We start from the raw sequence: 22,814 nt of genomic DNA on the forward strand, positions 1-22,814 counted from the left end.
GAAATGGAAAACCCACCCGATCCCCTAGGTGTCAAGGGAGCGGGTGGGTTTTCTTTTCTCAGCTTGTACCTGTCTACTGCTTAGTCGAGGTAGTCACGCAGCACCTGGCTACGTGAGGGGTGGCGTAGTTTCGACATGGTCTTCGACTCAATCTGACGGATACGCTCGCGTGTAACCCCGTAGACCTTACCGATTTCGTCCAGGGTTTTTGCCTGACCGTCGGTCATACCGAAGCGCATGGCGACAACGCCGGCTTCGCGTTCTGACAGGGTGTCAAGGACGGAGTGGAGCTGTTCCTGCAATAGGGTGAAGGAGACAGCGTCGGCAGGTACGACTGCTTCTGAGTCTTCAATGAGGTCACCGAATTCTGAGTCACCGTCTTCGCCCAGCGGGGTGTGCAGTGAGATGGGTTCGCGACCGTACTTTTGAACTTCGATAACCTTCTCGGGGCTCATGTCGAGTTCTTTAGCGAGCTCTTCCGGGTTAGGTTCGCGACCGAGGTCCTGAAGCATCTGACGCTGAACACGGGCGAGCTTGTTGATGACTTCTACCATGTGTACGGGAATACGGATGGTACGGGCCTGGTCTGCCATCGCTCGGGTGATTGCCTGACGGATCCACCAGGTTGCGTAGGTTGAGAACTTGAAGCCCTTAGAGTAGTCGAACTTCTCAACAGCGCGAATGAGACCGAGGTTACCTTCCTGAATCAAGTCCAAAAAAAGCATACCGCGACCGGTGTAGCGCTTCGCGAGCGATACCACCAGTCGGAGATTAGCTTCAAGCAGGTGATTTTTAGCGCGCTTGCCGTCGTGGATAACCCAGCGCAGCTCTTTTTTGAGTGCGGGATCCATGTCAGGGTTTTCTTTGAGCTTGTGCTCTGCGTAGAGACCAGCCTCAATACGCATGGCGAGGTCGACCTCCTGCTCAGCGTTCAGCAGGGAGACCTTACCAATTTGCTTGAGGTAGTCCTTGACGGGGTCAGCGGTTGCTCCGGGGGTGACCACGCGAATGGCAGGTGCGTCGTCGTCGTCGTTAGTGGTGAGCACGAAGCCGTTGCCCTTGGCAGCTACTGCCTCAGACTCTTTTTTCTCGGAGTCTTTTTCTGACTCTTCTTCGTCCTCATCAACGGGATTTCCCTCAGCGTCATCGGCATCTACGCCACCGATTTCGATGTCTTCGCCGTCGACTTCTTCTTCGTCCTCAAACTCGTCAGCTTTTTTCTTCGCTTTGCGAGTTGTTGCGCCGGCTTTGGTCTTGCGGGGTGTCTTTTGGGGTGAAGTAGTCTCTGTAGACTCTACTTCTTCGTTCTCGCTTTCAACTTTGGTTGCCTTGGAGCGAGTGCTCACTTTTTTGGTAGCGGTCTTACGCTTGGTAGTAGCGCCGTTTTCCGCGGTCTTCTTGCTAGCAGCAGGTGACACACAAAACCTTTCTATTGGAGGCTGAGTAACATTAGGGCAACGTTGAGCCCAGCCAAAACACCTATGACCCTGTCAAATTCTGCGAACGTTTTTGGTTCGTGAGTGGGCCGGTGTTTCAGGGCTAACCGCTAGTACGTGACAGGCGGTCGAGCGCTTTTATTCCCGCGAGGGGATTCAGCTACTCGTCAGATTGACGGGGTCAAGGCTTTATTATTCCAGAAATATTTTGAAAAATATATCTCTACCTCTTGTGTTGCACACGTTAATTAGGTAAATCGAACTCGCGTCCACGCCAGGCTTGTTCGCCCGAGGTACACCAAAGAGGCAAGAAGTTATGGTTAATTGCCTCTTCAAAAGCAATAAATTCGGGGGTCTCTTGGTGGTCTCTACTGCTCATGAGCAGGGTATGCGCTTGACTTGAGCTGCCGCGTAGCCAGTGAATCCAACCTAATAGAGCAAGGACGCGCCCCATCACATCGGGCGTGCATATGCCGCGCACGAGGTGTAGCAGTATTTCAAGGGCTTCGAGTCTTAGCCAGGGTGGCGCTTGCGGCGTGGTTCCCATGAGGTAGCTGGCGATAGTATCCAGTGCATTTTCTAACGTCGCACCGACCTGCGTGCCGGAATCTACCGAGTTCGTTGAAGGTTCTTGATTCGGTTGTACCGCCCTCATGGTGGATTTAGGCAGTAACAAGGGTACTGGCGCGGTGCTGACAGCGCCGACGGGGGTTGCCAGGTGATCGAGTTCTGCCAGTGACCTTGTGACCGTTGAAAGACCTACGCAAGCCACACCCATAACGAGCTGGGAGCTTCCCATAGTCGTCAGGGTTGATGCCAGATATCCCGCCACCTCGGCAGGTAAAGCCGAGCGTATCTTGTCAGCCCAATGCGTATCAAGTGCAGAGCGGTTATCAGGATGGCAGATATTTTCAATGGTGGTGATGGCATCATCCCAGAGCGTAAATTCTGCTGTCTTTTGAGCAGTGTAATTCAGGCAGTAGCTTTCAGAATTACTTGTCATCGCCCGGTAAGACTGCGCCCAAAAGACAGCATCATCGTGCCAGCTGTTCGCGGTAGGGGCATCTCGCGAAGCATCAACGTTCCAGTACTGGCGTTCGGCGTGTTCTTGAAGGGTTTTTGAGGGAGTTGATCCTGAAAATACTTGCTCTGAGTAGTGGTCACTGAGAACAATATCTTCTACAAAACCGTCGAAGCTAAATTCCGCAGCGGGGTCGTTGGTGTGCCACCGGGTGTAGGTGTTAATAAAAAGCATGCAGGTAAGGTCAAAGGGGCTTTTTTCAATAGCTGTGTAGGTAGATGAAACCCATTCTTGGGCACGGCCCGTCGCCAGTGCATCTTGCTGAATGAGTTCAAGTTCAGGTTGCCAGCTCTGACCCGAGTGAATGTTATGAGCATCGGTAGTGCCCGTTTCGCCGAAGATAAGGCAGAAGATACTGTTTAATGTTTCACCGTCACGGTCTTGGGTGGGTATCATCTGCAAAATTTCGGTCAGAAAATCATGTTTTTCATCAGCTGTGATGTCTTGAACCCAATCAGCTCGTAGGCACGGACCAATACCGCCAGGAGTGGTGGCAAGAAAAACAATGGAGTGTTCTGGCCAGTACCCTAGAGAATGCACTACGTAAGCGGTGAGGTCGGCGCTGGTTCGAATGGGGCTCATGGTTTTAACTGTGGAGTGTGGTAGGTGATTCATGCTCCTAACAGTGGGCTAGCAAGAGTGGGAGCGTAAAGTTCTTTTCGAAAATGTGGATAACTTTACGTGAGGTAACCGTTTTTGGTTACGGTGACAGCGTGGATGTGTCCACAGTTGCCCTGTGTCCACAACTTTCGACTCGTCCTTCTTTCTGCGGATCATCCCCGGTCTGCGCACTGTTGCCCAACCTAAAAATCCCACTACCGGCTCTTACCGGTAACGGGATTTTCAGTGTGTATCTCAGGCATCTGGCACGGTGTGTACGCTATTCCTCAGTGTCTTCTTTGTGCTCAAGGTGCGCGAGGTATTCTTCGATTTGCGCGCCGATTTCATCACGGTCGGGAATGAGCCCTGCTTCGCGTTCGGCGAGCGGCAGTAATTGCAGGTTTGCGGTTTTGGCGTGAAAATCGTAGTTCTCTTCCAAACGCTCAATCATGGCGCCAATTTCGGGGTTAGCTTTGACCTGCTCGTCAATCTGAAGTTTGACGTCAGCGGAGGCGTCCCGCAGAGGGTCTGAGGGCAAAGAGAGCTTGGCAGCCATGGAAAGATGCTCCATCGCCAGCAGGGTAGACTGCGGTAGGTCTGCCTCAGAGAGGTACTGGGGAACGTTGATGCCAAACCCAACGGTGTCGACTTTGTTCTCGCCCAAAGCGATTTCGAGCAAGGACGACATCGAACCGGGCATTTCGGCAACAGGTTTCCACGCCGAGATACCGCGGGTAAGGTCTTTACGCGAGCCGTGGGCGGTCACCGGCAACGGACGCGTGTGCGGCACCGGCATAGGAAATCCCGAGACGAAGAGAGCAAGAGAGACCTCAAGCTTTTGGACGATAGAGGTAACCGCAGCTGAGAACCGCTGCCACTGCAAATCAGGCTCTGCCCCAGAAAGCAGCAGAAAAGGAGTATCGAGGCGGTCTTCCACCAGATAAAGTTTCAGCTCAGGCAAAATAGCGCGCTCAAAATGATCCTCTTTAAAACGCACACGGGGTCTGCGGGTTCTGTAGTCGTGCAGCTGATCAACATCGAATTCAATGAGAGCTGCGTTTTCGAGTTCTTTGAGCAGAACCTTACCCAAATGACCGGCTGTGCCACCGGCGTCCTGTGGGTGTGAAAGGGCAATAACCAGCGGAAGCCCTTTGAGAGCCGGGTTCTCAAAGATACCGGCTTTAGCAAGGTACAAAGTTTCGGGATTCAGCATGGGATCCCCCTCCTTGGTTCTGCGCGAAAAGATCAGGTACGAAATAATTTTTCGTATCAAGGCATTTTATACTGTTCTGCCCGGTGCAGGCACCCATTGGTGAGGGCGATTGCGTTCAGGTGCAAGCATTCGGCAATTTATTTTATTCCCGTCAATCCACCTGGCAAGGCTACCTCCAACGAAAATGGCGCTGGCTACGTATATTTCTTGTGGTTGACAACACCGATTCAGTACTCTTGGAAGTACACATGCTAGGCAAGGTCGCAACGAACGCATAATCTAAAAAGAAAGTAGCAGGTATGTCTGAACTTACACTGTCAGTTTCATCAAAAGACCTCGAATCCCTTGAAGCGGATGCGCTGGTTCTGGGTGTCTACTCCCATAAAGAAGGCGCATATTTGGCGGATTCATCGCTGAGTGATGAAACACGCGAAAGCATTGAATCTGTTCTCGACGATTTGGGTATTACTGGTTCAGCTGACCAAGTGTACCGCCTTCCCGGTATTGAGGATGTAGAAACCCGCTGTGTAGTGCTAACCGGCTTGGGCACTCAGCATGAGGACGCGCTCGCGGCATCAAATGCTCTACGCTACGGGGTCGGCTCAGCGGTTCGTCAGCTTGCCGGTATTGAAAGCATCATTGTTGATGTGCCCGTTTCTTCAACCGAGGATCTCGCAGCTGTTGCTGAGGGCATCGCGCTAGGCGCTTTCACGGACGCGCAGTTGAAGGTAACTAGCGCTGATTCAGTTAAGCAGCCGGTAAGCTCGGCGGTTATCCTGACTGATATTTCAGTCGATGATGCTGAGGCAGCTCTTGAGCGTGCGCTGGTTCTGGGCGAAGCCGTACACCACACTCGCGTCCTGGTGAATACTCCCCCGTCTCACCTCTACCCCGAAACTTTTGCGCAGGCAGCTCAAGATCGTGTTGAGGGTTTGAGCAACGTTTCGGTACGTGTCTTCGAACCTTCCGAGCTTGAGGCTGAGGGCTTTGGCGGCATTATGGGCGTCGGTAGGGGTTCAGAGCGCGGTCCGCGTTTTGTTGAGGTCAAGTATGCACCTAGCGATGCGAAATCTACCGTTGCGTTGGTGGGTAAGGGCATCACTTTTGATTCCGGTGGTCTTTCTATTAAGCCCGGCGCTGCGATGATGACGATGAAGTGCGATATGGCAGGTGCTGCCTCTGTGCTCAATGCTGTTGCAGCAGTTGCTGAGCTCAAGTTACCCGTTGCCGTGACCGCCTATCTGTGCTTGGCTGAGAACATGCCATCCGGTACTGCTACTCGCCCCGAAGATGTGCTGACGATGCGCGGCGGCACCACCGTTGAGGTGCTGAATACTGACGCTGAGGGACGCCTGGTTATGGCGGACGGTCTTGCCTACGCTTCAGAACAGAACCCCGACGTCATTTTGGATGTCGCGACATTGACCGGTGCGCAGATGATTGCTTTAGGTACCCGCACCTCAGCTGTCATGGGTGATGAGTCAGTGCGTCAGGAAGTCGTTGAGGCAGCTCGCGCTGCCGGTGAAGACTTCTGGCCCATGCCCATGCCTGCGCATCTGCGTTCGGGACTGAACTCACAGGTAGCTGATTTGAAGAACATCGGCAGCCGTTTCGGTGGCATGCTCTCAGCTGGTTTGTTCCTCAAGGAGTTTGTGGGCAGCCGTGATGAGCAGAGCATTCCTTGGGCGCATCTTGATATTGCATCGCCCGCTTTCAATGAAGAGTCACCTTTTGGTTTTACTCCTAAGGAGGGTACCGGTCATTCCGTTGCAACCCTGCTAGCTTTCGTTGAGGCACGAGCTCAAGGCTAAAACGCCGAGCACTTATCGGCTGAAAGTTGCACTCACATGAGCGGACGAGGTGGTGAAGCAGGTACTCGAAAGTTGGGGTATTCACTCACCGCCTTGTGTGTATCTGTGGCTCTATATCTTGCTCTCATTTACTTTTGGGCGCCTCCCCAAGGTTTCCTGCTAGCGAAAGGCAAGCAGGTGCCCTAAACGTGAAGAGATGCTTAGGAGACGTCTCTATTCACCCCGAGGTGTGGCAATCTTCACCAACACGACTTAGAGTAGAGTCACCACAAAGTAGAGCCTGCGTTCAACAAGCGATAAGCTAGTGAACGAACTACAACAATAAATAACGGGGCATGTGCCCCGAACATTCAACATGAGGGAGCATTAACGTGGCCGTTTCGGCAGCAGCTCAGGAATTTGACATTCTCATTCTCGGCGGCGGTAGCGCAGGTTACTCCGCAGCACTTCGCGCAGTTCAGCTAGGTTTCACCGTGGGCATGATTGAAAAATCAAAGCTCGGCGGTACCTGCTTGCACACTGGCTGCATCCCCACCAAGGCTTACCTGCACGCAGCAGAGGTTGCTGAGGAATCTCAGCACTCAGAGAAGTTTGGCGTCAACGTTACTTTCGAGTCCGTAGACATGGCTAAGGTACGTGAGTACAAGGACGGCATCGTTGCCGGTAAATTCAAGGGACTTTCAGGTCTTTTGAAGATGAAGAAAGTAACCGTTATTGAGGGTGAAGGCAAGCTCACCGGTACCGATACCATCACCGTAGATGGCACCGAGTACAAGGGCAAGCACATCATTCTTGCAACCGGTTCAGTTTCACGCACCATGGGTATTGAAATCCGTGACCGCGTACTGACCTCAACTGAAGCTCTACAAATGGACTACCTGCCCAAGAGCGCAATCGTACTCGGCGGCGGTGTTATCGGTTCAGAGTTCGCTTCAATGTGGAACTCCATGGGCGTTGAGGTCACCATCGTTGAGGGTGCGAAGTCATTGGTACCCAACGAAGACCCTGCAATTATCAAGGTTGTTGAGCGCGAGTTCAAGAAGCGTGGCATCAAGTCGAACTTGGGCACTTTCTTCGAGAAGGTTGAGCAGGATTCAAACGGTGCAAAGGTAACCCTAGCTGACGGTAAAGAATTCGAGGCTGAGATTGTTCTCGTTGCTGTGGGTCGTGGTCCCAACACCGAAGGCTTCGGCTACGAGGAACAGGGCATCACCATGGATCGCGGTTTCGTGATCCCCAACGAGCGTCTGCACACCGGTATCGGCAACATCTACGCTATTGGCGACATCGTGCCCGGCGTTCAGCTGGCTCACCGCGGCTACCAGCAGGGTCGCTTCGTTGCTGAAGAAATCGCTGGTCTGAACCCAATGGTTGTTGAAGACATCAACATCCCCAAGGTCACCTACTGCGACCCTGAAATCGCTTCTGTCGGTTACTCACAGCCCAAGGCTGAAGAGAAGTTCGGTAAAGAGAACATTCAGGTTGCTGAATACAACCTGGCTGGCAACGGTAAGTCCTCCATCTTGGGCACCGGTGGTCTGGTCAAGGTTGTTCGCGAGAAGGACGGCCCCATCATCGGCGTTCACGCAGTCGGCAAGCGCATGGGCGAGCAGATTGGCGAGGCTCAGATGTGGGTTGTCTGGGAAGCATTCCCCGAAGACGTCGCACAGTTCCTGCACGCACACCCCACCCAGAATGAAGCACTGGGCGAGGCAGCAATGGCACTGGCAGGCGCACCCCTCCACGGCTAAATTTTTCACGCAAGGACGCGCGTCCTGCACCCCACCGGGGCTTTCAGGGCGCGCGTCTTGCCCCAATAAGTTTGTAGCATCACTATCAAAGGACGGAAAAGAGACATCATGTCCACTACTGTTGAACTGCCCGCACTGGGCGAATCAGTCACCGAGGGTACCGTTACCCGCTGGTTGGTTGAAGTTGGCGACACCGTTTCAGTAGACGATCCCATCGTTGAAATCTCAACCGACAAGGTTGATACCGAGGTCCCCTCACCCGTAGCAGGTACCATCGAGAAGATTCTTGTCGAGGAAGACGAGGACATCGAGGTTGGTGCCGCTCTGGTTATCATTGGTGACGGCTCAGGTTCTGCTCAAGAAGAAGCTCCTGCCACAGAAGAGCCTGCTGAGGAAGAGGCACCTGCTGCTGAGGAGAAGAGGGAAGAAGCACCCAAGGCTTCATCAGGGTCAGCTGAGGGTCAGGAAGTTACCCTTCCTGCTCTGGGCGAATCAGTCACCGAAGGCACCATCACTCGCTGGCTGAAAGAAGTTGGCGAAGAGGTTGCAGTTGATGAGCCCCTCGTTGAAATCTCAACCGACAAGGTTGATACCGAGGTCCCCTCACCCGTAGCAGGTACCCTGCTCGAAATCCGTATTCAGGAAGACGAAGACGCTGAGGTTGGTCAGGTTCTGGCTATCATCGGTGACGCATCAGCCGCTTCAACACCTGCTGAAGAGAAGAAGGAAGAAGCACCCGCTGCTGAAGAACAGGCAGAGGCACCCAAGGCTGAAGAGAAGCCCGCTAGGGAGAAGAAGGAAGAAGCACCCGCTGCTGAAACTTCCTCAGAATCAACCGGCGATGTCTACGTGACTCCCCTAGTGCGCAAGCTTGCAAAGCAGGAAGGCATTGACCTTTCAACCGTCAAGGGCACCGGCGTTGGAGGTCGCATCCGTAAGCAGGATGTTCAGGCTGCGGTAGAGGCTAAGAAGTCATCAGCACCTGCTGATGAAGCCCCCAAGGCTGAAACTGATGCACCCGCTGCTGAGAAGAATACAGCGCCTGCCGCTCCAGCAGCGTCCTCAAAGCGCGGCACCACCGAGAAGGCACCCCGAATCCGCCAGACCGTTGCAAAGCGTATGGTTGAGTCACTGGCTACCTCAGCTCAGCTGACCACCGTTCAGGAAATCGATTTGACCCGTCTGGTTGCTCTGCGCAACAAGGCGAAGGACGGCTTCGCAGCTCGCGAGGGCGCAAAGCTCACTTTCCTGCCCTTCTTCACCAAGGCAGTCACCGAAGCTCTGCAGCAGTTCCCGCAGTTCAACTCCTCCATGTCAGATGACTTCAAGGAAATCACCTACCACGGTTCAGAGAACATTGGTTTGGCAGTAGACACCCCCAAGGGTCTGCTGGTTCCCGTTGTCAAGGACGCAGGCGATTTGAATATTGCTGGCTTGGCAAAGAAGATTGGCGACATCGCCAAGCGTGCGCGCGACGGTCAGGTAGGTCCTGAGGAGCTCTCAGGCTCAACCTTCACCATTTCTTCAACCGGTCAGACCGGCGGTGTCTTCTTCACCCCGATCATCAACCAACCCAACGTTGCAATCTTGGGTATCGGTTCAACCAACAAGCGCCCCGCTATTATTCAGGACGCTGAAGGTAACGATGTCATTGCTGTTCGCAGCTTGGCTTACTTCTCACTGACCTACGATCACCGCGTCGTAGACGGTGCAGATGCAGGTCGCTTCTTGAACTTCCTCAAGCAGCGCCTGGAAGAAGCAGCGTTCGACGCTGAGCTGGGACTGTAACATCAACTATGATGTTTGAGAGTCGGGCTAGATTCTAGTTCTGCTCATCCCATAAGGGGCTTAACCGAGAGTATTTTCGGTTAAGCCCCTTATCGTTTTTATACAAGTTGCCTTAGCGTATAGGCGTTTAGTCACAGTTTGTCATATGCTGACATACTGTCACCACATTCCCCAGCTTGTCTCCTAGAGTAGTAACTATGAATATTGCTTTGAACGTTCTTCTTTTTATGCACATCGTGAGCATCGCGATGGTCTTCGGTATCTGGGTGGCTAACTTTAAGCGCGCGGTTGTTGTGCCCGGTCAGTTCCACGCAGCCCTCTTGGCAGTGATTACCGGTTTTGCCCTGTACTTCATCAACATGAGCCAGGGTCTACAGCTCAATCACATGCTAATCGGTATCAAGATGGTTCTTGCGCTGATCGTCTGCGTTGCAGCTTTTGTTGGTCAGAAGAAGTACAAGGACGCGCATCTTGCAGCACGTCCTGAGGCTGGTCGCAACATCGCGCTCGCTCACACCGTAGGTGGTCTTGCCCTGATTAATATTGGCATTGCTGTCTTTATGTAAAGGTTTGAGGTTCTCACCTCGTTCGTGTGTAACGATGCCCGGTACTTTCGCGTACCGGGCATCGTTTGTTTTATAGGTGTGCCTCTTACGAGGACGTGGGCAGTGGGGTGGGCTCGTGCAGGGGCTCGGCAGTCAAAAGTTTCCATTGTTCGCCCTCGCGCTGAAGAGTCATACGCACTTGCTGCTGTTGCAGGCTCTGGTTGCCTGTATCCGTTCCTGACGTTTCACGCTGGAGGGTAACGGTAGCTACTGTTTGTTGCTCTTGGGCGACCACGTCTTGAACAGCGCTGACGGTTAGGGGCTGTTGATCTAGAACCCGTTGAGTGTCAGCTGCGATAAGGTCAGTATCTGCCTTTGCCACCGGAGAATCTGCCACAGCGTATGAAGTGACGGCGTCGGCATTGCCACTGCCCAAGACTCGATTGCGTTTATCAATTACGGCAGCAATGTCTTCACTAATTGCTATGCTCTCGGTGTTTTCTGGTGTGCGGGTGGGTTCTGCTGGCGGGGCGTTACCCGCCGGTGTCAGGTCGCCCGGTGGTTGATGGTTATCTGCTTCTTGATCCACAACGGGTGCATCCACAACGGGTTCGGTGTGCAATACGGTGTCAGGCTCGCTATCCATGAAGGTCATGATTCCTGAGCTAATGCCAAGGATCGCTACCCCGGCGGCAAGCGGTAGCAGCAGTTTCTTCTTCCTCAGCTCACTGCCGAGCATGGTTTTCTTGGGTTGAAGGGTTCGGGTAGCTGCTGGTATCACGGGGCGTTTTTTGTTGGCGCGCGGTGGAGCGACCGGCGTTTGGAAGACCGCGGGCAGGCGTCCGCTCATTTCAGGAGGCACTACATCGTGCAGTTGCATGCGGGTGGGTTTAGCAAAGGCTGCGAGGGCAGTGGTGATTTCGTTGAGCTGAGGGATTGTCTCAGCAGGTGCGTCCAGAGCCAGTTCAAGGACGCGGGCTAGCGCCGCGGGAGCCTCGGGCACGCTGAGTGAAAGCGGTTTGCGTATTACCCCGTCTTTGGGTTTTTCGCCGGTGAGCATGAGCCAGATGAGGGTGGCGAGGGTGCGGGTGTCTGCGGCGATGTGTTGGGTGGTGAGGTGCGGGAGTGCACCGCGGTAGTCGTGCAGGGGTGCCAGTAGTTGAGCGTGGGAGTTGAGGGTGATGAGAATGTGGTCGGTGGTCATGCCGTGGTAGGCGAACTGGTGTTGGTGTGCCCAGGTGAGGGCGTTTGCAAGGTCTTCAGCCAGGGCTGTGACGTCACCGGGGGTGAGTTGGGTGCGTTGGCCAAGCAGGCTCTTTAGAGTGCAAGCGCCGGTAGTTGAGTACCAGTGTTCGGTGGTGGCACTGCCGGGGCGGTAGGTTGCGAGCGGGGCAATGCTCTCAGGTACCTCAAGGGAGGCGAATCTTTCGAGGCTGCGGGTGGTGAGCTGTTCACGAAGATCACTGCGTAATAGGGTGTATTCGCCTGCTTCGAGGGAAAGTTCTTGGGCTTGGGCGGCGGTGCAATCAACGTGGAATAGCGTTCCTTCGGCACGCGGTGGGTAGGTGAATATTAACCGGTACTCCCCCAATTCTGGTTGCGGGGTAAGCGGTGACTGAGCCGCCGAATTTTCGTGCTGAGAGTAGGCTGGAGGTTCTAGCGGAATCCAGTGGTCAATGCCGTGAGTGTTTGATGGTGATAGTGGTTCGTTGGTGTTCATGGGTACAGGTGTACACTATTTTCTGCACGAGTATTAAAAGTTATCCACAGGTAGAGGTTTTCACCGCGAAATAGCGCGGTTTTTAAGCGGTAGTTGGTGGCGTAACATTTTGACTTTATTCCCGGTTGCGCCTTTGGTGAATCACACAGCGTTACCAGTTTTTGAAAGCTGTTTTAGGCGTTAGGGTAGATACATGGCTGTGATATTTGAACGGATGGGTTTAGCGCCCTCGTATGTTGATTATGAGGTGGCATTAGCTCGGCAGGTGGAGCTTCTGCAGGAGGTTGCTGCTCTCAAACGTCAGAACACAGTGCTTTTGCTGGAGCATCAGGCGGTGTTCACTGCCGGTAAGCTCACCGAAGATCACGAGTATCCCACCGATAGTTCTATTCCGGTGGTAAAGACTGACCGCGGTGGAAAGCTCACTTGGCACGGCCCCGGTCAGCTCACCGGCTACCCCATTCTGCGTCTTCCTCTGCCTTTTGATGTGGTCAAGTACGTTCGTATTCTTGAGGAAATTATTATCAATGTCGTGGCGCATTTCGGTATTAAGGGTGAGCGTGTAGAGGGTCGTTCGGGAGTCTGGGTGTTAGGCGACGGTATTTCAGCCGATAAGAAGATTGCAGCCATTGGCATCCGTGTTTCACAACGCACCACCATGCACGGCTTTGCGCTGAACTGTTCTAACGAAACCAACCCCTTTGGCATGTTTATACCTTGCGGTATTACGGACGCTGGGGTCACAACAATTAGCGAGCAGGTGGGGCGTACGGTAACCCCCGAAGAGGTGCTGCCACTGGTAGAGGCTGAATTTGAAAAGTATGCCCATCAGTTAGCCCTCGATTTTGAGCCCGGTGACTCACCAGGTGATCACGGTTTCACCCGATAAGTTTTCTAAGAAAAAAGTTGATGTATTACAAGGAGATTGCTGATGTCTAACGCTGTTGAGGCTGGTCGCAAGCTACTGCGCGTTGAGGCGCGTAACGCTGAGGTGCCCATTGAAAAGAAGCCTCACTGGATTAAGACCAAGGCTAAAGTTGGCCCGAACTACGGCGATATGGTTGAGCTTTCCACCGGTAGCGGTTTGCACACGGTCTGTGAAGAAGCAGGCTGCCCCAACATTTACGAGTGCTGGGAAGACCGCGAGGCTACTTATCTGATCGGTGGTTCTGAGTGTACGCGTCGTTGTGATTTTTGCATGATTGACACCGGTAAGCCGGTTGCCCTCGATAAAACCGAGCCGATTAAGGTTGCCCTCAACGTGAAGAAGATGGGTTTGCGCTATACCACTGTTACTGGTGTGGCGCGCGATGATCTTGAGGATGGCGGTGCCTGGATTTACGCTGAAACTATTCGTCAGATTCACCGTATTGCCCCCAATACCGGTGTGGAAATTCTAATTCCTGATTTCCGCGGTAAAGAAGAAGACGTTCAGCAGGTCATTGATGCCCAGCCTGAGGTTTTCGCTCATAACCTTGAGACGGTGCCCCGTATTTTCCGTCAGATTCGCCCTGCTTTCCGCTACGAGCGTTCCTTGGACGTCATTACCCAGGGTAAAGAAGCCGGTTTGGTGACCAAGTCGAACCTGATTCTGGGCATGGGTGAAACGAACGAAGAGGTCTACGAAGCTTTGTGCGACTTGCACGATGCTGGCTGTGACATTATTACTCTCACCCAGTACCTGCGCCCCGGTCCGCTCTTTCACCCCATCGACCGCTGGGTGAAGCCGCAGGAATTTGTGGAGTTCTCCAGACTTGCTGAAGAAATCGGTTTTGCCGGTGTTATGGCAGGTCCCATGGTTCGTTCCTCTTACCGTGCAGGCAAGCTCTGGGCACGCGCTATGAAGAAGAACGGACGCGAGATTCCGGCTCACCTTTCGCACATCGATGACTCGGGCTTCGCTGCCCAGGAAGCCTCCTCCTTGGTGGCTGCCGGTCTCGGTGCCTAAAACCTTTCATCGTAACGGTGGTGGTTCTAACCAGGTTCAAGGTTAGAACCACCACCGTTACTAGGTTAGAATGGTGTTTTGCAGTTTGACACTGCCTCAACACCATTCGCTGTATTAGTGAGGATTCACTGTGACTCAACCAGCCTCAAGTAAGCGCGCTTCATCCAAGCGAGCTGAGAAAAAAGAAAAGAAGGACAAGCGTCCGGGCATGTTCGCCCAGATGAAGCAGGTCTACAAGATGACCAAAGAAGCTGACCCGAACATCGGGTTGATTATGCTTCTTTCGGCGCTCGGCGTGCTGCTGTTCTTCTTGATTATTGGTTTCTTGTTGAACAACTGGATCACTTTCTTATTGGTCGGTCTTCCTCTTGCTGTTCTGGTTGCAGTTATCATTCTTTCGCGTCGCGCTGAGAAAGCAGCTTTCTCACAGATTGACGGTCAGCCCGGTGCATCCGGTGCCGCACTGAGCACCCTGCGTCGCGGTTGGATTGTCAGCCAGCAGCCCAGCTCGGTTAACCCCCGCACCCAGGACGTCGTCTTTCGCGCCATTGGTCGCCCCGGCGTTGTCTTGGTAACGGAAGGTCCCACCGACCGTGTGGCTCAGCTAGTGAATAAAGAAAAGGCTCAGTTGCGCAAGGTCGCTCCCAACGTGCCTGTTCACGTCATCAACACCGGTAACGCTGAGGGGCAGACCCCGGTGAAGAAAGTTGCCTCAGCTATGAAGAAGCTGGAGAAAAAGCTCACCCAGCAAGAGGTGCATGCCATCAATAACCGCCTCACCTCACTCGGTGGTATGAACCTACCCATGCCCAAGGGTGTAGATCCCATGCGTGCACGCCCCGACCGTAAGGCAATGCGCGGTCGCTAAGGCTTGGCTCGGTATCTCACTGAGTAGCTCATATTATTCAACGTACAAGGCGCGTCCTTTGACTGTGTAAACAGCCGAAGGACGCGTCTTGCGTGTCCAGGAGCTAGTAGCCTATTGCGCTGACTAACGGATGCGTACCAAGACGCTACCGCGGGCTTGATCATGCATGCCCCGCTGGTCTTTGTCCATCACAAAAACCGGGATCACCAGAGCAATCAGTATCGCTCGCACTGCCGCCCGACCGTAGCCAACGGGCTGACCGTCAAGAGTCTGCACTTGCATTCCCAAGAGCAGATGCCCCAGGGTATGCCCACTAAACCCCACAGTCACTATCTGGTAAAGAGTGAAGAAAACAATGATGAGCAGCTGGTCGTTCGCCCACGAGGTCAGCATCATCAGTCCGTAACATAGGTACCAGTCAATCAAAAAAGCAAAGAGACGCCGCGGGATTCTCGCAATCGCCCCAGGGCCGTCAATGGGGCGTCCAGCGTCCTGCCCGGGATAGTACTGCGCCGCTTCGGGTGTCTTTTCAGCCATCGTTGCCTTCATCGTCAGTGGGATTATGCGTCATCAAAAGACCATTACGAGATCTTTTACCTTTCTTAGTGTAGTCGGGGGCAACCCGCTGATAGCATTTGGTCTTGTTACATCTCAGAAACATAGCAGACACCTTGAGGCAAAATTATGTTTCTAGAGTTGTAGATAAATCAACCGGTGGGCTTGTCTCAGGCACCGGGTTTTACGTCAAAGAGCTGACAACTAAGGAGAACAGTCACCATGTTCGAAAGCGCACAGGAAGTCCTTGACTTCATTAAAGAAGAAGAAATCGTCTTCGTCGATATCCGTTTCACCGATATGCCCGGCGTCCAGCAGCACTTTAACCTCCCGGCGAAGGCAATCGATGAGGATTTCTTTATCAATGGCCAGCTTTTTGATGGTTCTTCTATCCGCGGTTTCCAGGGCATCGCTGAATCAGATATGCAGCTGATCCCCGATATCGCTTCAGCTTACGTTGATCCCTTCCGTGTTGAGAAGACCCTCGTTGTTATTTGCTCCATAGTGAATCCCCGCACCGGTGAACCCTACCGCCGCGACCCCCGTGGCGTTGCCGAGCGCGCCGAAGAATACTTGAAGTCAACCGGCATTGCTGATACCGCTTTCTTCGCATCAGAAGCTGAGTTCTTCGTCTTTGAGGACGTACGCTACGAAGTTTCACCCCAGAAGACCTTCTTCAGCATTGACTCCGACGAGGCTTACTGGAACTCCGGTCGTAAAGAAGAGGGCGGCAATCTGGGTAACAAGACCCCTCTCAAGGGCGGTTACTTCCCCGTCTCACCCGTTGATAAGCAGGCAGATTTGCGTGACGCCATGTGCGTAGCAATGGACGAGGTCGGTCTCGAAGTTGAGCGCTCACACCACGAGGTAGGCGCAGCTGGTCAGGCTGAAATCAACTACAAGTTTGATACCCTCACTAAGGCAGCAGATGACCTGCTCAAATTCAAGTACGTTATCAAGAACACCGCAGATGCCTACGGCAAGACCGTAACCTTCATGCCCAAGCCCGTTTTCGGTGACAATGGTTCGGGTATGCACTGCCACCAGTCACTGTGGCAGGACGGCGAGCCCCTCTTCTATGATGAACGTGGCTACGCTAACCTCTCAGATATTGCCCGCTGGTACATCGGCGGTCTGATTGAGCACTCCTCAGCGGTTTTGGCGTTCACCAACCCCACTGTGAACTCTTATAAGCGTCTGGTACCCGGTTACGAGGCACCCGTGAACATGGTCTACTCGCAGGGTAACCGTTCAGCAGGTATCCGCATTCCGATTACCGGTACCAACCCCAAGGCTAAGCGCCTGGAGTTCCGCGCACCTGACCCCTCATCGAACCCCTACTTCGCATTTGCGGCTCAGTTGATGGCGGGTCTTGACGGCATCCGCAACCGCATTGAGCCCCCTGCCCCCATCGATAAGGATCTTTACGAGCTACCCGCTGAAGAAGCTAAGGACATCAAGAAGGCTCCTGCCAGCCTCGAAGAGGCACTGGCTGCGCTGGAAGCTGACTACGACTTCTTGTTCGAAGGCGATGTCTTCACCGAAGACCTGATTCAGGCGTGGATTGACTACAAGCGCACCTACGAGCTGGAGCCTCTTTCACTGGTGCCCCACCCCCTGGAATACCAGATGTACTACGGTGTCTAATCCGTAGGCGTTGATGAGGCATTATCAGAGCGGACGCGTCCGGTGAGGTAACGCTAATTACTTCACCGGATGCGTCTGTGTTCAAGGAGGTTTGTTCAGAAAGGGTAAAACCAGCTTGAGAATACAGCAGCGGTAAACCACTTTCTCATCCGAGTTCGCTAACGCGCACAAGGGATACTTATGCATTTACTTGAGCATGAGAAGTTAGAGCGATGCGTGTCCGTTTGGAACGTCCAAACGGGCACACATTGTTGGAAGTAAGCGTCTATAGATTAAAGAAATCTATTTTTCGAAGCTGCGCTGACGTTCTTCCCATTGCTTCTTATCTTGATAGAGGTTGTTTGCAAAAATAGCCATGAAAATAAATGAAATGGCTGCGACTATCGAACCTATTATAGGGTTCTGGTGTACTGTCATGCTAAATCTTTGTAAGTCAGCAAAACAGATATAGATACCAGTAGCAACGAAAAGACCAGAAAGCAACAGACCTTGCACGTTCTTCCATTTACGCTGTGATCTGTTTTCCCATGCTATTTTCAGTTCCTCAATCTTTATGACGAAAAACAGGGTTGCAGAGCATCGACACCAGTGAGCGCGTTTAATATACCTCTGGTATCACTCTCAACAGTGCGACCAGCAAGGATGCAGAACTCTGTACATCGAGATAAAGTTTAGATGAGATACAAAGCATAATTCAATACTTTTTTGAAAATACTTGGCTGAGTTTTCAAAGTTATTGATTTATCGTACACAAGGTATGGTAAAATTCACCCACCATCAACCCACATACATCAGAAACTTCATACCCACGCGCCCTTTCCAGAGAGTAACGTAAAAGAAGAAACCAACCCCAGGTGTTCCACCTCTGCCAAAACACGCGAACAGTCCAAGGAGTCCTCTCATGGCATACGAACCCAAACGCCTTGGCGGCGAAACCATCTACCGCAACGAGGTTTTTCAGACCGGTCTCATGTCGCAGCTACTCGATGGTATTTACGACGGTGAGATGACCGTGGGTGAGCTGCTGGGGCACGGCAATTTCGGGGTGGGCACCTTCAACGGACTTGACGGTGAGATGATTGTGCTGGACGGTAATTGCTATCAGATGCGCCATGATGGCTCTATTGAGCCGGCGAGTTTAGATCAACAGACCCCTTTTGCTGTGGTGATGAACTTTGTGCCTACTATTCGTCGGGGGTTGCCCAATAACATCATTCGCAAGTCGGCGGCGCAGGTACTTGATGATTTCACGGTGTCGAAAAACTATATGTACGCGGTAAAAATTGTGGGCGATTTTGAGTGGGTCCGTACCCGTACTGTGCAAAAACAAGAAAAACCCTACCCCAAGATGGTTGAAGCGACCGAGAACGATGAGGTCGTACAGTTTGATAAGGTGCGCGGCACTATTATTGGTTTTAGAACGCCCATTTATGAACAGGGCATTGGTGTGCCGGGCTGTCACGCTCATTTTATTGATGACAAGCACGAAAAAGGCGGGCACGTCATCGACTTCAAACTCGATAACGCCTACGTTGAAATCTGCATCGGCACCAATTTGAACTTGCATCTACCGCTAACGGAGGCTTTCTCAGAGGCAGATCTCTCCCCCGAAGATCTTGCAGAACAAATTAGTAGAGCTGAAAAGCATGCCTAATTGCTAGCCAGTAGACCACGTCAGTGAGGAAGATTTTTGGCTTCTATTCTTTATCCCAAGATGAACATGGGCACTCAGGGCACTGGCGTTCCGCTGGTTTTGCTGTCGTGCCTTTCTTTGCAGGTGGGTGCGGCATTCGCGGTGCAGCTGTTTCCGCTCATTGGTGCCTGGTCAGTGACCTGTCTGTGTCCGTGCGTTGCTGCCCTGTTCGTGTGCGCTATGGCGCGTCCGCGCGTCACCGGCTGGAACAAGACGCAGGTATCGTCGGTCATTCTTTTTGGTGTGGCGATGGGCGCTATGAACATCGCTTTCTACCACGCCATTGAACTCTTCCCCTTGGGATTGGCTGTCGCCTTGGAGTTCACCGGTCCACTCGCTTTGGCAGTGGCGCTCTCCCGCAAGAAAATTGACGCGCTGTAGATTCTGAGTGCCCTCATCGGTTTAGTGCTCTTGGGCTGGGAGGCTGCCCACAACGCTGAGCTTTCACTCTTAGGCATGGGCTACGCACTCATTGCCGGTTTTTTCTGGGCACTTTACATTACGGGTAGTGAGAAGGTCGGACGCGTGGTACCGGGTAACGGCGGGCTAGCCGGTGCGATGGTGGTCGGGGCGCTGATGACTATTCCTGCCGGTGGTACCGGTGCCCTCTCTGTCTTTGGGGATGCCAAATTATTGCTCTTCGCGATCGGTACAGGGCTCATGGCATCCGTCGTTCCCTACCTCGCTGAGCTTGCGGCATTGCGACGCCTGCCCCGCCATGTATTCTCCATTTTGCTGAGCTTAGAACCGGCGATTGCTGCCCTCGCAGGATGGATGCTACTTGCCCAGCACAGCGGGGTCTTACGGTGGGCAGCTATGGTGATGCTCATGGTCGCTAGCCTAGGCATCACCTTCACTTCACGGCAAGAGGCGCGAGCTAATTCCCGCCGCCTCAAACAAGCTACCTAAGACAGCAACCAAAGATTTTAACGGTTGAGAAAATCTGTATCAAAGAATAGCCTCTCGTAGACAGCGCGTGCCCTGCGGGTCAGGCGCAGATAGTCTTCTTCAAGGACGCGGGCGCTACCGGGTGGGTAGCCGCACCAGCGAGCGATCGACTCGACATCGGGTCCTGGTGCGCCGAGGGTGTCCGAGGCGCGTCCGGTGCGCAGCACATTACCCGAGCGTATCTTGGTTGCCAGTTTCCACGCCGATTCAAGAACCTGAGCATCCGACACATCGATAATGCCCGCCTCATGTGCAACGTGAAGGGCAGTGAGCGTTCCGGTAGTTTGCAGGGAAGGGGTGGCATAGGCACAGCACAGCTGAATGAGCTGAGTAATCCATTCGACGTCAGACAGTCCCCCGCGCCCCAGCTTGAGCTGACGGGTTCTATCGGCACCACGGGGCAGGCGCTCGTTCTCCACCCTCGCCTTCATACGGCGGATTTCAATGACCTGCTGCGCGGTAAATTGAGACGGGTAGCGGTAGGGGTTAATGAGCTTCACAAAAGCGTCCTGCACTTGCTGATCACCGGCGATAGGCTCAGCGCGCAGCAGCGCTTGGAACTCCCAGGTATCAGCCCAGCGCTCGTAGTATTCGCGGAATGACTCTAGCGAACGTACCATGGGCCCCGACTTACCTTCGGGGCGCAAGTCGGCATCTATTTCAAGGACGCGTTCGGCACGGATCGCCGGTTTGCAGGGCTGTTTGAGCAGAGCTGTCATGCGGGCAATCACAGCGGTTGCTTGGCTTTGCGCCTGGCTCTCATCAACGCCCTCGTGCGGTACGTGAACGTACATGAGGTCAGCATCAGAGCCGTAACCAATTTCAGCACCGCCCTGTCTGCCCATAGCAATCACGGCAACGTCAGTGATCTGAACGGTAGTCTTTTCGGGGTCTGGAGCGTCGGTGGCTTGGGCAGTGAGTTGCCCAAACATCTCCCTGGTTACGATGGTGAGGGCGGCTTCGATGGTGGCACGATCGATGCTGGAGAGCCCGCGCATGACGGCTTCGAGGTCGAGGACGCCGGTGGTCTCGCCCATGGCGATGCGTAGCAGTTCGCGGCGGCGGCGCAGACGCACGGTGCGGATGGCTGATGCCGAATCGGTGTGGCGTGCGAGCTGGGACTGCATTTCTTGACGGAGGGTATCAATCTCCCTCGGCTGTAAATCAGCGTTGCGATCGAGCCAGGCGATGGCCTCGGGTTCTACCTCAATCAGGTCGGCAACGAAACGCGAAGAGGCAAGAATAGTACACAGACGCTCAGCAGCAGCTGTTGAGTCGCGGAGCATCCGCAGGTACCAGGGGGTAGAGCCCAGCGCCTCTGATACACGACGGAAACCCAGCAGACCGGCATCCGGATCAACCCCGCGCGCGAACCAGCCCAGCAGGGCAGGCATGAGAGTGCGCTGAATTTCGGCGCTACGTTGCAAGCCCTTGGTGAGTGCCTGAATATGGCGCATCGCTCCCTTGGGGTCTTTGTAGCCCAGCGCTGCCAGACGGTCGCGCGCTGACTCCTCAGACAGGGCAACATCGGCTTTGGAAAGGTGAGCAACGGCAGCCAGTAGCGGTCTGAAGAAGAGACGTTCGTGCAAAGAGCGCACCGAACGTTTGATCTTCTGACACTCTTTGAGCAAGGACTCGGCATTGAGCGCACCGATGTCTTGTGGAGAGCTCAACGAACGCGCCAGAATGCGCTGCTCATGTTCTTTGGCGGGCATCAAGTGGGTGCGTCGCAGATGGAGCAACTGAATACGGTGTTCCATGGTGCGCAAGAACTTGTAGTCGTGCAGAAACTGCTGTGCGTCGTTTCTACCGATAAAACTTGCCTTTGACAGGGCAAGTAGGGAGTCGGTGGTGGTTTGGGTACGCACGCTCTCATCGGTTCTACCGTGTACCAGCTGCAGCAGCTGCACCGTGAACTCAACATCGCGCAGACCGCCGGGACCCAGTTTAATCTGACGGTCTACCTCTGCGGCGGGAATATTGTCGGTCACGCGGGCGCGCATCGTCTGAACGGACTGGACGAAACCTTCGCGTGAGGCTGATTCCCAAATGAAAGGACGCATGGCACGCGACCACCGTGCCCCGAGTTCAGGGTCACCTGCTATGGGGCGGGCTTTGAGCAGCGCTTGAAACTCCCAGTTTTCTGCCCAGCGCTTGTAGTAGCTGGTGTAGGAGTCCACGGTGCGAACGAGGGCACCGTCTCTGCCTTCGGGGCGCAGATTCGCATCCACTTCCCACAGGGCGGGTTCGGGAGCAGGTGCCATGATGGCTTTAGAGAGGGCTTGAACAAGCTCAGTGCCTACCTGGCTCAACTCGTTGTCGGTTAGCGCGCTAGCTCCTTCTGGGAGTTCGCTTAAGGGAGTGTGCCCCACCGCGTAGACCACATCAACATCAGAAATATAGTTGAGTTCGCGAGCGCCGCATTTGCCCATACCAATGATTGCCAGACGGGTGGCAGCGACTTCCTCCGGGGTGCAGCTTTGACCCACCTCAGCACGAGCGATTGCTAGGGCACCTTCTAAAGCGGCGGCGGCAAGATCAGCTAAATAACGGCCGATGGTGGGCATGAAGTCTACCGGGTCTTCGTGCGTTACATCCATCAGAGCAAGTTCGGCGAGGTGGCGTCGGTAGATTGAACGCAACTCAACGTATGCTTTTTTACCCGTGATTGTTGCTACCGGGGCGTGAGCCTGGGCATCCGCGCCTAACGCTGTTAAAATTTCGGTGCGATAGAGGGTATCGAGCGGGGCGATAGCAATCTGCGCCTCCCCGTCAGTATCAGGCAGTAGCGATGAGGGGAACTCCTGAAGCTGATTGAAGGAAAGACCACCAGTAAAAATCTCGCTGTGCTGGGGTCTGCGCACTAAGAAATCACCAATAGCGGATGAAGCTCCCAGCAGCCGGTAGAGCCCTAGCGCGTCTGCACCCTTGTTGGCTTCACTCAACAGCTCGGGGGCTTTATCAAGCAGGCGGACGAGGGACGGCAAGGCAGTATCGGGGGACGCCGCTGTACGCAACCCCGCTAAGATTGCCTGTTGGTCAGCTGTTTTTAGCTCAGGTGCATCCAGCCACCGACGCATTTTCTGGGGCTCGGCGAACCCAGCGCTCAACATGGTCGAAAGCAGCTTCTTTTCTGCCTTAGCATCAGTTTCGGGTGCAGCCACAGTAAAAACTTTCTAGGCGGTGGGCAAGGTAACCGGTTCGAGGCAC

General features: G+C 53.9%; 18 protein-coding genes. 11 read left to right on the forward strand and 7 right to left on the reverse strand.

All coding sequences use genetic code 11. The annotated features are described in order from the left end of the window. Positions 1-80 precede the first annotated feature (80 nt). The 3 genes from JR346_RS06395 to JR346_RS06405 all read right to left on the reverse strand — a co-directional run bounded on the left by JR346_RS06395 (position 81) and on the right by JR346_RS06405 (position 4,330). Positions 81-1,418, reverse strand: coding sequence for an RNA polymerase sigma factor (locus JR346_RS06395; protein WP_204876278.1), 1,338 nt, complete (start codon positions 1,416-1,418; stop codon positions 81-83). A 262-nt stretch (positions 1,419-1,680) separates the two neighbouring features. Beyond that, on the reverse strand, positions 1,681-3,132 hold the full coding sequence (locus JR346_RS06400) for a DUF4192 family protein (RefSeq protein ID WP_204876279.1): 1,452 nt from the start codon (positions 3,130-3,132) through the stop codon (positions 1,681-1,683). Between the two features lie 265 nt (positions 3,133-3,397). After that, entirely contained in the window at positions 3,398-4,330 is a 933-nt protein-coding gene (locus JR346_RS06405) for a proteasome assembly chaperone family protein (protein ID WP_204876280.1), read from the reverse strand. A gap of 299 nt (positions 4,331-4,629) precedes the next feature. Between JR346_RS06405 and JR346_RS06410 the strand changes: the two genes are divergently transcribed. From JR346_RS06410 to JR346_RS06425, 4 genes are all read left to right on the forward strand, one after another. Further along, positions 4,630-6,141: a leucyl aminopeptidase gene (locus JR346_RS06410; RefSeq protein WP_204876281.1), complete on the forward strand. Its 1,512-nt coding sequence runs from the start codon at positions 4,630-4,632 to the stop codon at positions 6,139-6,141. A gap of 371 nt (positions 6,142-6,512) precedes the next feature. Next, positions 6,513-7,892: a dihydrolipoyl dehydrogenase gene (lpdA, locus tag JR346_RS06415; protein ID WP_204876282.1), complete on the forward strand. Its 1,380-nt coding sequence runs from the start codon at positions 6,513-6,515 to the stop codon at positions 7,890-7,892. Positions 7,893-8,000: 108 nt separating this feature from the next. Further along, complete coding sequence (gene sucB, locus JR346_RS06420) at positions 8,001-9,680, forward strand: 2-oxoglutarate dehydrogenase, E2 component, dihydrolipoamide succinyltransferase (protein WP_205481999.1); 1,680 nt, start codon at positions 8,001-8,003, stop codon at positions 9,678-9,680. A 197-nt stretch (positions 9,681-9,877) separates the two neighbouring features. Then, entirely contained in the window at positions 9,878-10,246 is a 369-nt protein-coding gene (locus tag JR346_RS06425) for a hypothetical protein (RefSeq protein ID WP_204876284.1), read from the forward strand. Positions 10,247-10,331: 85 nt separating this feature from the next. Here JR346_RS06425 and JR346_RS06430 read toward each other — a convergent pair whose 3' ends face one another. Next, positions 10,332-11,945, reverse strand: a complete 1,614-nt coding sequence (locus tag JR346_RS06430; RefSeq protein WP_204876286.1) for a hypothetical protein — start codon at positions 11,943-11,945, stop codon at positions 10,332-10,334. Between the two features lie 193 nt (positions 11,946-12,138). On the opposite strand from JR346_RS06430, the gene lipB reads away from it, so the two are divergent. The 3 genes from lipB (at position 12,139) to JR346_RS06445 (ending at position 14,761) form a co-directional block, all read left to right on the forward strand. Then, positions 12,139-12,834, forward strand: a complete 696-nt coding sequence (lipB, locus tag JR346_RS06435; protein WP_204876287.1) for a lipoyl(octanoyl) transferase LipB — start codon at positions 12,139-12,141, stop codon at positions 12,832-12,834. 42 nt (positions 12,835-12,876) lie between these two features. Next, positions 12,877-13,893, forward strand: coding sequence for a lipoyl synthase (gene lipA / locus JR346_RS06440; RefSeq protein WP_204876288.1), 1,017 nt, complete (start codon positions 12,877-12,879; stop codon positions 13,891-13,893). Positions 13,894-14,023: 130 nt separating this feature from the next. After that, a complete protein-coding gene (locus JR346_RS06445; protein ID WP_255521860.1) occupies positions 14,024-14,761 on the forward strand; it encodes a DUF4191 domain-containing protein in 738 nt (245 codons plus the stop codon). 123 nt (positions 14,762-14,884) lie between these two features. On the opposite strand, the gene JR346_RS06450 is transcribed toward JR346_RS06445, so the two are convergent. Continuing rightward, a complete protein-coding gene (locus tag JR346_RS06450; protein ID WP_240333894.1) occupies positions 14,885-15,298 on the reverse strand; it encodes an RDD family protein in 414 nt (137 codons plus the stop codon). Between the two features lie 240 nt (positions 15,299-15,538). Here JR346_RS06450 and glnA point away from each other — a divergent pair, with 240 nt between their 5' ends. After that, positions 15,539-16,963 (forward strand): type I glutamate--ammonia ligase, encoded by a 1,425-nt coding sequence (gene glnA, locus JR346_RS06455; protein ID WP_205482001.1) that lies wholly within the window; start codon positions 15,539-15,541, stop codon positions 16,961-16,963. A gap of 282 nt (positions 16,964-17,245) precedes the next feature. Here the strand turns inward: glnA and JR346_RS06460 are convergent, their stop codons facing one another. Further along, positions 17,246-17,458: a hypothetical protein gene (locus JR346_RS06460; RefSeq protein WP_204876291.1), complete on the reverse strand. Its 213-nt coding sequence runs from the start codon at positions 17,456-17,458 to the stop codon at positions 17,246-17,248. Between the two features lie 406 nt (positions 17,459-17,864). On the opposite strand from JR346_RS06460, the gene budA reads away from it, so the two are divergent. Genes budA through JR346_RS06475 form a run of 3 tightly spaced genes read left to right on the forward strand, consistent with a single transcriptional unit; the run spans position 17,865 to position 19,565 of the window. Then, the gene (gene budA / locus JR346_RS06465) at positions 17,865-18,617 is read left to right on the forward strand and encodes an acetolactate decarboxylase (RefSeq protein ID WP_205482002.1); all 753 of its coding nucleotides are present in this window, start codon (positions 17,865-17,867) and stop codon (positions 18,615-18,617) included. A 36-nt stretch (positions 18,618-18,653) separates the two neighbouring features. Next, positions 18,654-19,037 (forward strand): DMT family transporter, encoded by a 384-nt coding sequence (locus JR346_RS06470; protein ID WP_205482003.1) that lies wholly within the window; start codon positions 18,654-18,656, stop codon positions 19,035-19,037. Positions 19,038-19,061: 24 nt separating this feature from the next. Further along, the gene (locus JR346_RS06475) at positions 19,062-19,565 is read left to right on the forward strand and encodes a DMT family transporter (protein ID WP_205482004.1); all 504 of its coding nucleotides are present in this window, start codon (positions 19,062-19,064) and stop codon (positions 19,563-19,565) included. Positions 19,566-19,582: 17 nt separating this feature from the next. Here the strand turns inward: JR346_RS06475 and JR346_RS06480 are convergent, their stop codons facing one another. After that, the gene (locus tag JR346_RS06480) at positions 19,583-22,768 is read right to left on the reverse strand and encodes a bifunctional [glutamine synthetase] adenylyltransferase/[glutamine synthetase]-adenylyl-L-tyrosine phosphorylase (protein ID WP_255521861.1); all 3,186 of its coding nucleotides are present in this window, start codon (positions 22,766-22,768) and stop codon (positions 19,583-19,585) included. Positions 22,769-22,814: the final 46 nt, after the last annotated feature.

This window comes from Rothia sp. ZJ932 (assembly GCF_016924835.1).
In the GTDB taxonomy this organism is placed as follows: domain Bacteria; phylum Actinomycetota; class Actinomycetes; order Actinomycetales; family Micrococcaceae; genus Rothia.